Origin of the sequence: Leifsonia sp. NPDC080035, from assembly GCF_040050925.1 — a bacterium.
GTDB lineage: Bacteria > Actinomycetota > Actinomycetes > Actinomycetales > Microbacteriaceae > Leifsonia.
The window spans coordinates 2,483,030-2,495,398 of the sequence record NZ_CP157390.1 but is presented as its reverse complement, the minus strand read 5'-3'; the positions used below and the strand labels follow the sequence as shown (position 1 = coordinate 2,495,398).

The 12,369-nt window shown below is 70.8% G+C and carries 12 protein-coding genes; 4 read left to right on the top strand and 8 right to left on the bottom strand.

Annotation, left to right across the window (positions count from 1 at the left end; translation table 11 throughout):
• Positions 1-34 precede the first annotated feature (34 nt).
• Both AAME72_RS12160 and AAME72_RS12155 read right to left on the bottom strand, forming a co-directional pair.
• Positions 35-943 carry a class I SAM-dependent methyltransferase gene (locus AAME72_RS12160; protein ID WP_348786815.1) on the bottom strand — a complete coding sequence of 303 codons (909 nt, stop codon included), beginning with the start codon at positions 941-943 and terminating at the stop codon, positions 35-37.
• A 67-nt stretch (positions 944-1,010) separates the two neighbouring features.
• The gene (locus tag AAME72_RS12155; RefSeq protein ID WP_348786814.1) at positions 1,011-2,870 is read right to left on the bottom strand and encodes a cell wall-binding repeat-containing protein; all 1,860 of its coding nucleotides are present in this window, start codon (positions 2,868-2,870) and stop codon (positions 1,011-1,013) included.
• A gap of 94 nt (positions 2,871-2,964) precedes the next feature.
• Between AAME72_RS12155 and rfbB the strand changes: the two genes are divergently transcribed.
• Genes rfbB through AAME72_RS12140 form a run of 3 tightly spaced genes read left to right on the top strand, consistent with a single transcriptional unit; the run spans position 2,965 to position 5,966 of the window.
• Positions 2,965-3,954: a dTDP-glucose 4,6-dehydratase gene (gene rfbB / locus AAME72_RS12150; RefSeq protein ID WP_348786813.1), complete on the top strand. Its 990-nt coding sequence runs from the start codon at positions 2,965-2,967 to the stop codon at positions 3,952-3,954.
• Between the two features lie 13 nt (positions 3,955-3,967).
• A complete protein-coding gene (gene rfbD, locus AAME72_RS12145) occupies positions 3,968-4,849 on the top strand; it encodes a dTDP-4-dehydrorhamnose reductase (protein ID WP_348790128.1) in 882 nt (293 codons plus the stop codon).
• The gene (locus tag AAME72_RS12140; protein ID WP_348786812.1) at positions 4,821-5,966 is read left to right on the top strand and encodes a glycosyltransferase family 1 protein; all 1,146 of its coding nucleotides are present in this window, start codon (positions 4,821-4,823) and stop codon (positions 5,964-5,966) included. The genes rfbD and AAME72_RS12140 overlap by 29 nt, the downstream gene beginning before the upstream one ends.
• An 18-nt stretch (positions 5,967-5,984) precedes the next feature.
• Here AAME72_RS12140 and AAME72_RS12135 read toward each other — a convergent pair whose 3' ends face one another.
• From AAME72_RS12135 to AAME72_RS12120, 4 genes are all read right to left on the bottom strand, one after another.
• Positions 5,985-7,205, bottom strand: coding sequence for an acyltransferase (locus tag AAME72_RS12135; protein ID WP_348786811.1), 1,221 nt, complete (start codon positions 7,203-7,205; stop codon positions 5,985-5,987).
• Positions 7,206-7,315: 110 nt separating this feature from the next.
• Positions 7,316-8,665 (bottom strand): LCP family protein, encoded by a 1,350-nt coding sequence (locus tag AAME72_RS12130; RefSeq protein WP_348786810.1) that lies wholly within the window; start codon positions 8,663-8,665, stop codon positions 7,316-7,318.
• The gene (purE, locus tag AAME72_RS12125; protein WP_348786809.1) at positions 8,662-9,165 is read right to left on the bottom strand and encodes a 5-(carboxyamino)imidazole ribonucleotide mutase; all 504 of its coding nucleotides are present in this window, start codon (positions 9,163-9,165) and stop codon (positions 8,662-8,664) included. The genes AAME72_RS12130 and purE overlap by 4 nt, the downstream gene beginning before the upstream one ends.
• A gap of 70 nt (positions 9,166-9,235) precedes the next feature.
• On the bottom strand, positions 9,236-10,375 hold the full coding sequence (locus tag AAME72_RS12120; protein WP_348786808.1) for a 5-(carboxyamino)imidazole ribonucleotide synthase: 1,140 nt from the start codon (positions 10,373-10,375) through the stop codon (positions 9,236-9,238).
• Between the two features lie 124 nt (positions 10,376-10,499).
• On the opposite strand from AAME72_RS12120, the gene AAME72_RS12115 reads away from it, so the two are divergent.
• Positions 10,500-11,042 (top strand): GtrA family protein, encoded by a 543-nt coding sequence (locus AAME72_RS12115; protein ID WP_348786807.1) that lies wholly within the window; start codon positions 10,500-10,502, stop codon positions 11,040-11,042.
• Here the strand turns inward: AAME72_RS12115 and AAME72_RS12110 are convergent.
• Together AAME72_RS12110 and AAME72_RS12105 are read right to left on the bottom strand one after the other, a co-directional pair.
• Positions 11,004-11,552 carry a PH domain-containing protein gene (locus AAME72_RS12110; RefSeq protein WP_348786806.1) on the bottom strand — a complete coding sequence of 183 codons (549 nt, stop codon included), beginning with the start codon at positions 11,550-11,552 and terminating at the stop codon, positions 11,004-11,006. The two genes, AAME72_RS12115 and AAME72_RS12110, sit on opposite strands and share 39 nt — an antisense overlap.
• Before the next feature lie 8 nt (positions 11,553-11,560).
• A complete protein-coding gene (locus tag AAME72_RS12105) occupies positions 11,561-12,322 on the bottom strand; it encodes a biotin--[acetyl-CoA-carboxylase] ligase (protein ID WP_348786805.1) in 762 nt (253 codons plus the stop codon).
• Between the last annotated feature and the right edge of the window lie 47 nt (positions 12,323-12,369).

Here is a 12,369-nt window from a genome sequence, read left to right as displayed (position 1 = left end):
GGAGTCTAGCAAGGGGCCGCTGCGGAGCTCCCGGTCACGACGAGCGCCGAAGACTGGAGCTCACCCAGCGCACCGGGCGGGTCAGGCGCCAGCTGCTGCTTGCGTGCACGGCGTCCAGCTGATTGACGAGACCCTGACGGTCGGCCGCGAGCCGCTCCGACTCGGCGCGGGCCGCGTCCAGGTCGGAGCGCAGTCGCGAGGTCTCCTCGCGCAGGGCCGCCGCCTCGCTCTCGAGATCGACGTAGCGGCGGATGTCGCCGCCGAGTGCCTCGTAGGTCGCGCGCACCCGCTCCGGCTGCTGCCCTGCCGCAGCGAAGAAGGCGCGCATCCCCTCCGGCAGGTCCGCGCCGACGCCGAGGACGCCGAGACCGTGCTCGTGCTCGAAGGCGAACGAGGGGAACTGCGCGGACACCTCCGCCCAGAACTTCCACACCCCGAACGTCTCCTGCCGCTCGGTGATGTCGTGGAAGAGCACCACGGCCCGGTCGGACAGCTTCGGCCGGTAGAGCTCGAAGTCCTCCCGCACGTCGTCGTAGCCGTGGCGGCCGTCGATGTGCAGCAGGTCGATGCTGCCGTCCTCGAAGTCGGAGACGCGGTCGGAGAAGTAGCCGCGATGCATCGTCCCGATGTCGCGGTAGTCGGCCTCGGTCGTGGCCGCGACGTACGCGAAGACCTCCTCGCCGTAGCGGCCGGCGTGCTCCTCGCCCTCCCAGGTGTCGAGGGCGTGCACGCGGGTCGGCAGTCCCAGCCGCCTCACCGCCTCGCAGAAGACGAAGTAGGAGTACCCCCAGTGCGTGCCGAGCTCCACGATCGAGCGCGGCCGCGTCTGCTCCACGATCCAGAAGGCGAACGGCGCGTGCTCCACCCAGGCGGACAGCGGGCGATGCGCCGGCTGCCAGTAGGAGGCGTCGTTCAGCCAGGCGGGCTGGGGGTGCTCAGGCAAATCGGTCTCCGCATCCTCGTTGACGATCGTGTTCAGGCAAGGATAGCCGCGGGCCGATCCTCCCCCGCTACGGGCAGACCGCGAGATCGCCGACCGTCGTCCCGAGGGCGCCGGTGCCGCCAAGCAGCCGGATGGACGCGGAGCGCAGCGCGAGGTTCGCCGCCCCGGGGAGCACGCAGCCGACGCGGACCACCAGCAGCGGCGCGCCGGCCTTGCCCGCGTACGCGGCTCCCGCGAGCGCGTCGGGGAAGGTGCTGCCGGAGGCGAGGAGCGTCGTCCCCGTCGCGGACGGGAAGGCGTCCTTCGAGACGGCGAGGCTGGTCTGGTACCGGTCAGCGCCGCTGACGCGGAGAACGGAGAAGCCGGCCGACTTCAGTCCCGCCTCGAACGAGGCGGAGACCACGCCGGTGCCGCCCGCGATCTTCACGGTGGTGACCTTGAGCGCGCGCAGCGTCGCCAGCGTCCCCGAGTCCGGCGTCGCCCCGTTGACGAGGATGACCGGTCGCTTGGCGGCGCCGGCCGAGAGCGCGTCCGGGAAGTCGAGCGACGAGGCCACGTACGCGATCGGCGCCGTCGGGAACGCCCGCGCGGCGATGACCCGGGAGGTGCCCTCGCGGTTGGTGTCGGAGAGGCGCTCGACCGGCGTCCCGCCGTTGACCGCCGCCAGCTGCTTGACGACGTTGTCGTTCGCGACGCCGACACCTCCGGCGACGATGATCCGCGCCGGCTTCAGCCGGGTGAGCTCCGTCAGGATGTTGGCCGGCACGGACGTCGTGGTGGTCAGCAGCAGCGGGCCTCCCATCGCGGCCGCCGCCGGCGCAGCGGCGAGCGCGTCGGGGAAGGTGAGCCCGTTGGCGATGAAGGCGACGGGGATGCCGGTGCCCGGCGTGGGATACGCGGCCTGCGAGATGGCGATCGCGGTCGCGAAGCGCTCCGAGCCGGAGATGCGGCTCGTCAGCGCCGGGCTGCCCGCCGTCGACGATCCGTACCAGGAGTTCAGCATCATCCAGAAGTTCCGGATGCCGTATTCGGAGCAGCCGTCGCCCTCACCGGGGTAGTTCGCGAGGGATGCGGCGTTCGGCGTGTACGGCGTGTAGTAGTAGAGCGCCGCGGTCGCCTTGTTCTGGATGACCACCTGCTTCTTGCCGCACGACGCGTTGGTGCTGCTGTAGAGGATGCCGGACATGGCGCGCACCGGGTACCAGTTGAAGGAGCTGCTGACGCCGTAGCGCTTGAACTGCCAGGCCGCTCCGTACACCTGGTTGAACAGGCCGGTCGATCCCGTGCTGCTGTCGCAGCCGGTCGAGTCCGGGCAGTTCCAGCCGGTCGCGAAGTCGTACATCCGCTGCGTCGGAGCGCTCGAGGTGACGAGTCCCTGCTCCTTCTGCATCATGACGAGCAGGACGACCGGGTTGATGCCGCAGGCCACCGCGACCTTCGAGACGATGCTCGCGGCGTTCTCGGGGACACCGGGGGACGTGTACGCCCCGCACTGCGCGTTCGCCGGCTTGGTCGTCGTCGCGACGGTGTAGGTCTTCAGGCAGGCGGGACCGGTCGTCGCCTTGCAGGTCGCGACCTTCCCGTTCAGGAAGTTCTGGATCGTCGTCTGGCTCCAGGCGGAGCCGTTGAAGAACACCGCATCGCTGACGAGGTTGCCCGCCACGAACTTCGACGGGTCGGCGTCCGACGCCGCGAGGCTGTGCAGCCCTCCCGCCAGAGCCGCGGCCGTGTTCGCGTTCTCCTGCTCGGGCGTCGCCACCCGGCCCTCGGTGGCCTTGGCGACCGACGCGTAGTAGGCCGCGGCCCGATCGCCGTCGTCGGCGACGGCAGCGGGGGCGACCGCAACCAGGCCGCCGGCGACCGCCGTGATCGAGACGAGAACGGTCGTGAGCGCGCGCCCCCAGCGCGACTTTCCCCTGAGTCCCATTCGGGCAGCCTATCGGGACGCCACGGGTGTTCCGCAATCGGCCCTGTAGAATCGCCCGGGATCATTCCGACACCACAAGGCAGGCCATACCTCCATGAAGATTCTCGTCACCGGTGGCGCCGGGTTCATCGGCTCCAACTTCGTCCGTCGCACGCTCCAGGACGCCTACCCCGGCCTGGAAGGCGCCGAGGTCGTCGTGCTGGACGCGCTGACCTACTCCGGCAACCTGGCGAACCTCGCGCCCGTCGCCGACTCGCCGCGCTACACCTTCGTCAAGGGCGACATCCGCGACGGCGGCCTGCTGGACGAGCTGTTCCCGTCGATCGACGCCGTCGTCCACTTCGCCGCGGAGTCGCACGTCGACCGCTCGGTGCGCGACGCATCCATCTTCGTGGAGACCAACGTGCTCGGCACGCAGCAGCTGCTGGATGCGGCGCTGCGCAACAAGGTCGAGCGCTTCGTCCACGTCTCCACCGACGAGGTCTACGGCTCCATCGCCGAGGGCTCGTGGGCCGAGGACCGGCCGCTCGAGCCGAACTCGCCGTACTCCGCGTCGAAGGCCGGCAGCGACCTGCTCGCCCGCAGCTACTTCCGCACCCACGGCCTCAACCTCTCGATCACGCGCTGCTCGAACAACTACGGCCCGTACCACTTCCCCGAGAAGGTCATCCCGCTGTTCGTCACGAACCTGATCGACGACAAGCACGTCCCGCTCTACGGCGAGGGCAACAACATCCGCGACTGGCTGCACGTCGACGACCACACCCGCGGCATCGCGATGGTGCTCGTGAACGGCCGCGCCGGCGAGATCTACAACATCGGCGGCGGCACCGAGCTGACCAACAAGGAGCTCACCCAGCTGCTGCTGGATGCGACGGGCAAGGATTGGTCGTACGTCGACCGCGTCGCCGACCGCCTCGGCCACGACCTGCGCTACTCGGTCGACATCTCGAAGATCCAGTCGGAGCTCGGCTACGAGCCGCTCGTGCCGTTCCAGCAGGGCCTCGCCGACGTCGTCCAGTGGTACCGCGACAACCGCGACTGGTGGGAGCCGCTGAAGGCCCGCGCCGCGCTCGACAACTGAGCGCGTGCAGAGCATGAAGCGCATCCTCATCGCCGGCGCCGCCGGGATGCTCGGCCAGGACCTGCAGAAGGCCCTGGCCGGCCACGAGGTCACGGCCCTGCGCCGCGCCGACCTGGACGTGACCGACCGGGACGCGGTCCTCGCCGCCGCCCCCGGCCACGACGTCGTGATCAACGCGTCCGCCTACACGAAGGTGGACGACGCGGAGACCCACGAGGACGAGGCCTACGCGATCAACGCACTCGGCACGGAGAACCTCGCGATCGCCGCCGCGGCGAACGGTGCACGCTTCGTGACCGTGTCGACCGACTACGTCTTCGACGGCCACGCGACCGAACCGTACGCGGAAGACACGCCCCGCGACCCGATCAACGCCTACGGCCGCACCAAGGCCGCCGGCGAGGAGCTCGCGCTCGCCGCGCATCCCGACGGCGCGTTCGTCGTCCGCACCGCCTGGCTGTACGGGGCGGGCGGACCGAACTTCGCCCGCACGATGGTCAGGCTGGCGCAGAGCCACGAGACCGTCAGCGTCGTCGCAGACCAGGTGGGACAGCCGACGTGGACCGGCGACCTCGCCCGGCAGATCGTGGCGCTGCTGGAGGCGGACGCCCCCGCCGGCGTCTACCACGGCACCAACTCCGGCCGTGCGAGCTGGTTCGAGTTCGCGAAGGCGATCTTCAGCGTCGCCGGATTGGACCCTGATAGGGTCACACCGACCGACAGCGCCACGTTCGTACGGCCGGCGCCACGGCCCTCGTTCTCGGTACTCGGACACGAGGGATGGGCGAAGGCCGGCCTCGCGCCCATGCGGTCCTGGGAGGACGCGCTCGCGGACGCGGCGCGCCATGGAGTGCTGGAGCTGGAGAATGACGACACTCACGGTGGTGGTCGATGAACTGATCGGTGACGCTCCCGGCGGCACGCGCCGCTACACGGAGGAGCTCACCCGTCAGCTGATCGCGACCGCCCCCGCGGGCTGCGACGTGCAGGCGATCGTCTCGAACGTCTCCGACGAGCAGCTCGAGGAGGTGCGCCGCCTGCTGCCCGGCGTCGCGGACGTCGTGCGCCTGCCGCTCGGCCGGCGCGAGCTCACGGTCGCCTGGCAGTCGGGCATCCCCGTCGGCGGCATCCGCGGGATGGTGCACGCGCCGAGCCTTCTCGCCCCGCTGCGCAAGCACGACAAGGCCGAGGGCGACCAGACCACGGTGACGATCCACGACACGCTCGCCTGGACCCACCCCGAAGCGCTCGGCACCGCGGGCGCGATGTGGACGAAGGCGATGGCCAAGCGCGCGAGGAAGCACGCCGACGCGATCGTCGTCCCTTCCCACGCCGTCGCGGACCGCCTCGCCGACGTGATGGATCTCGGCGACCGCGTGCGCGTCATCGGCGGCGCGCCCGCTGCCACGCTGCGCCTCCCCGCGGATGCGGACGAGCGCGCCGAGCGCCTCGGCCTCCCCGAGACGTACGCGTTCACCCTCGGCTCCATCTCGCCGCGGAAGGGCGTCGCTCCGCTGATCCGCGCCGTCGCGCGGCCGGAGGCGCACGGCATCCCCCTGCTCGTCGCGGGTCCCGACCGGTACGGCGACGGGACGGCGACCGGCGTCGCGGCCGCTGCGGGCCTGCCTGAGGACCGCGTGCGCACGCTCGGGCACCTCGACGACGCCGACCTGGCCGTCGCGCTCGACCGGGCGACCCTCTTCGTCTACCCGAGCGTCGCCGAGGGCTTCGGCCTTCCGGTCGTGGAGGCGTTCAAGTTCGGCCTCCCGGTCATCCACTCGGACGACCCGGCGCTGGTCGAGGTCGCCGCGGGGGCGAGCCTGATCGTGGAGCGGCCGTCGTCTCCGGAGGACGAGGACGGTTACACGGCGCGCCTTGCGGCCGCCATCGGCCGGGTGCTGGACGACGGGGAGCTGCGTTCGCGCCTCGGCGTGCTCGCGTCCGACCGTGCGCGCGCCTTCAGCTGGCGCGACTCGGCCGAGCGCGTCTGGCAGCTGCACGCCGACCTCTGACGCGGCCTGCCGAAGGGGTTAGCGGGAGGCGCTGTCCGCGGTGTCGCGGTCTCGAACGGCTCGCGCGTCCCGCTCGGCGGTGTCCTCGCGGCCGAACCAGCTGCTGTACCGGCGCGACGCCCACTGGCCGACCGACTTCGACCAGCCGTGGCTGCGCTGCTCCACCAGCCAGGTGAAGCCCATCGCCACGAGCACGGCGAGCGGGATGGCGAACAGCAGCGGGACATACCAGGTCTGGCCCGCGAACAGGTATGTGCTGAAGATGATGATCGGAACGTGCACGAGGTACAGGCTGAACGAGATGCGGCCCGCGAACTGCAGCGGCGCTGACTCGAACGCGGCCCGCAGCGGCTTCCAGCCGAGCGCCGCGACCACCAGGCCCGCGGCGGCGAGCGGGACGAGGCCCTTGAAGACCGCGACGAGCTCGATCATCCCGGAGACGCTCGGGCCGACCAGCCACGGCCCGATCAGCAGCATCGCACTGCCGATGGTGAGCGCGGCCCAGAGCGGATGCCGCCACCAGTGCGTGTTGATGCGGTCGGCGACGTTGCGCACCGCGTCCATCCGGACCGCGATCACCGCGCCGACGAAGAACGCGGGCAGGTACTCGAGCTCCGCGGAGCCGGCGCGAGCGCCGAGCCACGTGATCGCGCACGCGGCGACCAGTCCGGCGAGCCACCACTTGCGCACCGCGATGGCGGCGATCGCGAAGACCGGGAGCAGCAGGGAGAACACGAGCTCCCAGCGCAGGGACCAGAGCGGGTTGTTGATCTGCCCGTCGCCGCCGAGGAGGTCGATGGCCTTGACGATGTACTCCCACGAGAAGTTCGGCGTCGAGGAGCTGCTCAGCCAGGTGTCCTTCGCCTGGGTGGAGACCTGCGGGATGGCCGCCACCCACACGGCGGCGAGGAGCACGGACGCGGCGACGGGGACCATGAGGCGCACGACGCGGCGCGGGAAGTAGGCGACCCAGTCGAAGCCGCGCTTGCGCACCGCGGGGAGCGTCACGACGAGCCCGGAGAGCACGAAGAAGACGATGACCGACTCGACACCGGCCGAGAACAGCTTGAGCGGGGTGTAGCTGATCCACCACATCGGGGACCCCAGCGGAGCGTTTCCTCCGCCCGGGGCGCCCGGGAAGTCGGGGTTCGTGTAGAGAGCGTGGTGGAACACCACGACGACGGCCGCGAGTCCGCGCAGGCCGTCGAGCGCGGTCAGCCTGCCGCTCCCTTTGGTCACCGAATTCTCTGCCACGCTTCCACCTGTACCCGTCATAGGCGGGCGACGGTACCCATCGACCCTGGGCAGTCCCTGTGACCCGTTCAGGGGTCAGCTGGACGCGGCGGGGCCTACGAGCGGGGTTTCGCGGGGGCGACCGCGGTGCGCACCAGGTCGCGGATCTTCGTGTAGTCCGGGTCCTCGGGATCGATGGCGGGCGGGACGAGCTCCAGCTTGTCGACGGGTGCCTTCCGGGTCTTCATCCCCAGGTCGACGAAGTAGCCGAGCATCGACTGCGGGATGTCCGTCTTCATCACCTGCGCGCCCGCCTTGGCGATGCCCTCGAACTTCGAAACGACGTTCACCGGGTTCACCTGCTTGAGGATGGCGTCCTGCAGCTGGCGCTGCCTGACCATCCTGTCGTAGTCGCTCGTGCCGTGCCGTGCCCGCGCGTACCACTGCGCGTGGTAGCCGTCCATGTGGTGCGTGCCGGGTTCGATCCACTCGACGACGCCGTTGAGGTTCTCGTCGCCGCCGATCGGCACGCGCTCCTTCACCGTGATGTCGACCCCGCCCAGGGCGTCGATCAGGTCGGCGAAGCCCTGCATGTCGATCAGCACGTAGTACTGGATGGTGAGCCCGGTCGCGCCCTCGAGCGCATCCCGCATCGCCTCGATGCCGGGCTCGCTCCCCTTCTTCTTCGCGTCCGGGTACAGGTCCGACTTGTACGTCTCGACCTCGGTGTAGATGGAGTTGAGCTGGCAGACGTCCACGTCGCAGCGGTCGTCGTAGCCGTAACCGTCCGGGTAGAGCGCGTGCAGCGGCGAGGACGACGGGAACGGGACGGGGTCGAGATTGCGCGGCAGACCGATCGTCACCGCCTTGCCGGTGGTGGCGTCGATGCTGACGATCGACATGGAGTCGGGTCGCAGCCCCTCCCGGTCGGGACCGGCGTCGCCGCCGAGCAGCATGATGTTGTAGCGGCCGTTCACGGGCGGCTCCGACGGGCCCGCCCCGAAGATGTCGCCGAGCGCGCCGCGCGCCGAGCCGGCGACGACGGAGCCGTAGCCCGCGGTCCCGGCGAGACCCACGAGGACCAGCACCGCGAACGCGGCGATCCAGCCGCGCGCGTTCGGGCGGGCGCGCACCAGGCGCACCAGGCGCAGGGTGTCCAGCGTGAGCACCACCCAGAGCACCGCGTAGAGGATGAGCGCGACCTGGACCGCGGTGAGGCTCCCCGCCTGGGTCGCGAGCGTGTACGCCGTCGACGGGGCGACGAGCGCGACGATCAGGCCGAGAAGCGCGAGCAGCCACAACAGCAGGGTCGCGAGGATGCCCACCCGGCCGAGCCGCCGGTCGCCCGCGACGAGCTGGACGGACCCCGGCAGCAGGATGTTCATCGCCACGAGCCACCAGCCGCGCTTGGTCATCAGGTGCGGGGAACTGGCGTCCGGGTTGCGGAGCGGTGTCGCGGTGGTCATAGCCGGGATTTGAGCGCAGCGTTCTTCTCTTCGACGCTCGCCTCCAGCTCGGCGGCGAACCGCTCGAGGGCAGCGGACAGTTCGGGGTCGGACGTGGCGAGGATCTTGACGGCGAGGAGGCCCGCGTTCCGCGCCCCGCCGATGGACACGGTCGCCACCGGCACGCCGGCGGGCATCTGCACGATGGAGAGCAGGGAGTCCAGCCCGTCGAGGCGGGAGAGGGGAACGGGGACGCCGACGACCGGGAGCGTCGTCACGGCGGCGAGCATCCCGGGCAGGTGCGCGGCTCCGCCGGCGCCGGCGATGATGACACGGACGCCGCGCGAGGCCGCGACCTTCCCGAACTCGATCATCTTCTCGGGGGTGCGGTGCGCGGAGACGACCTCCACCTCGTGTTCGACACCGAACTCGGTGAGCAGCCGGGACGCCTCCTGCATCACCGACCAGTCCGAGTCGGAGCCCATCACGACGGACACCAGGGGCTGGGAGGGGGTGGGCATGGTGATCATGCTAAAGGCGGGCGGATGCGCCGCCCGGTAAGGCACGCGGCCCGTCGCCGCGCGGCCTTGGTCAGCCCTCGAAGAAGGCGGCCGCCGCTCTCGCCCGGTACACGACGTCGTCCAGGTCGTCTCCGCCGACCGTCACGTGACCGACCTTCCTCCCCGGCCGCGGCGCCTTGCCGTAGCCGTGGAACTTGGCCTCGGGGTGCGCGGCGAGCGCCGCGGGGTAGCGGTCCTGCAGCGTCCCCTCCGCGGGGCCGCCGAGGATGTTCACCATCACCGACCACTCCTCCCGGGGCGCCGTCGCACCGAGCGGCAGGTCGAGCACGGCGCGCAGGTGCTGCTCGAACTGGCTCGTCACCGCGCCCTCGATCGACCAGTGGCCGCTGTTGTGCGGGCGCATCGCGAGCTCGTTGACGAGGACCCGGCCGTCCGTGGTCTCGAACAGCTCGACAGCGAGCACGCCGGTGACGCCGAGCCCGTCCGCGACCGCACGAGCGATCTCGGCGGCGGTCTGGGCCACCTTGCCCTGGGAACCCGGAGCCGGCGCGATCACCTCGGCGCAGACGCCGTTGCGCTGCATCGTCTCCACCACCGGCCAGGCGGCGACCTCGCCGGACGGCCGCCGCGCGACCAGCTGGGCGAGCTCCCGCCGGAACGGCACCAGCTCCTCGACGAGCAGCGCGCCGCCGCGGCCGTCCTCGGCGAGCGCCAGGAACCAGTCGTCCGCGCCGTTCGCGTCGGTGACGACGCGGACGCCCTTGCCGTCGTATCCGCCGCGCGCGGTCTTCACGACGGCCCGGCCGCCGTGGTCGTTCAGGAACGCGGCGAGCTCGTCGGCCGACTCGACGGCCGCCCAGTCGGGCACCGGCAGGCCGAGCTCGGAGAGCTTCGCCCGCATCGCCAGCTTGTCCTGGGCGTACAGGAGCGCGTCGGGACCGGGATGCACAGGGACGCCGCGGGAGACGAGCTCGCGCAGGATCGCCGGCGGCACGTGCTCGTGGTCGAAGGTGACGACGTCCACGGTCTCGGCGAAGGCGAGCACGGTGTCCAGGTCGCGGTAGTCGCCGACGCCGGTCGCGGCGAGGTCGGCGCTCATGCCCTCGGCCTCTTCGAGGACGCTGATCTCGATGCCGAGCTCGACCGCCGGGGGGATCATCATCCTGGCCAGCTGACCGCCGCCGATCACTCCCACTCTGTTCCTAGCCATCGCTCCTACGTCTCCTCGATACTCTTCATACGGTGCGCGGACAACTCCCAGACACGGGGCCCGCTGCTCGCGTAGTGTGACGAACGCACGCACTCCCTATCTTCCCGCATCATCAGGCTGGAGCATGACGACACAGAAGACCGGCCCTCTGCGCAGGGCGCCCATCCTCCCGCAGCTGATCAAGTTCGGTGCGGTCGGTGCGATGGGGTTCATCGTGAACCTCGTCGTCTTCAACGTGATGCTGCTGATCGTCTTCCGCGGGGTGCCGCACGCGACCATCTACTCGACAGTGATCGCGACCCTCGTCGCGATCGCGGCGAACTGGGTGGGCAACCGGTTCTGGGCGTTCTCCGGGCAGCGCCAGCAGAACGCGACCCGCGAGGGCCTGGAGTTCTTCGTCGTCAGCCTCGCCGGAATGGGCATCCCGCTGCTGTGCGTGTGGGTCTCGCACTACCTGCTCGCGCTGACCTCTCCGTTGGCCGACAACATCTCCGCCAACGGCGTCGGGCTCGTGCTCGGGATGCTGTTCCGGTTCGGGTTCTACCGCTGGTGGGTCTTCTCCCCCACTCGGGCGAATAAGCGCGCGCGCAGCACGAACGCGGAGCCCGCGACCGTCACCGCGCCGACGCTAGCGGGATCCCCAGACGGTGGTCTCGTCCGAGACTGACTCGGACTGCTGCCTGCGCAGCGCGACGACCGTCTGGGCGTGCTCCATCAGCTCGCTGAGCGCGCGCTGCACCTGATCGGCCTTCGGCACGTCCTTGAGCACGACGGGGTGATCCAGTCCGGAGTTGATGCGCACATCGCCCGAGCGGAAGATGCTCTGCAGCCAGGTGCGCCGCACGGCGACGTCGTAGCCGCGGCTGTGCAGGAGCTCCTGCCGCACGCGCACGAAGAACCCGTGCCGGATGATGAGCCGGCGGGTCGTGATCGTGTACCGGCGGCTCAGCCAGGCGGCGAGCGGGAGCAGGAAGAGCAGGAGCAGCACCGCGGCCGCCGCCGCCCACAGCAGCACGATCTCCCACACCTCGTCGAGCCTGCCGGCGAAGTACCCGGCGGCGCCGCTCGCGGCGATCAGCGCCAGGCTCGGCCAGAACAGCGCCCTGGCGTTCGGTCGCAGGCGCGCGATCACCCGCTCCGGAGGCTGGGCGGGGCTTCCGTCCGGCGTGCTGCTCATGCTTCCCATTAATACCGCAGGTGCGTCACGTCGCCGGCCGCGACCGCGGTGCGGCCCGCATCCGACTCGACGACGAGTCGCCCGGATGCATCGATGTCGACCGCGGTGCCCAGCAGGACGTCGCCGCCGGGCAGCTCGACCCGCACCGACCGGCCGAGGGTGTGGCACGCCGCCGCCACCGAATCGCGGAGAGCGCTGCGGCCGGGGTCGCCACCGGCGGCGGTGAACTCGCGGTAGAGCACGGTCAGCTCGGTCAAGTAGGCGGCGAGCACCGCATCCTGGTCGGGCTCGGCGGCGCCGGAGAGCAGCAGAGAGGTCGAGGTCTCGGTCGGCAGCTCGTCGGCGGCGAGGGTGAGGTTCACGCCGGAGCCGACGACCACCCCGGACATCCCCGGCAGCAGCTCGCAGAGGATGCCGCACACCTTCGATCCGTCGATCAGGACATCGTTCGGCCACTTGAGCTCCACCTCGCGGGGCACGAAGCCGGAGAGGGCGCGGCTCATGGCGAGGCCGGCGAGCAGCGGGAACCAGCCGAACGCCTCGGGCGGAAGCCCCACCGGCTTCAGCAGCACCGAGATCGCGAGCGCCTTGCCCGGTGGGCTGACCCACACCCGGCCGAGGCGGCCGCGGCCACCGGTCTGGTTGTCGGTCAGGACGACCGAGAGATCGGGGAGATCGCCCGCGCGGCGCTGCATCACGTCATTGGTGGAGGAGGCCTCCTCGAGCACCTCGATGACCGGGACGACGGCGCGGCTGCGACGGTAGCTCATTGCTCCAGTCTGCCAGTGTGCGCCCGCGGATTTGTAGGGAATCCTCA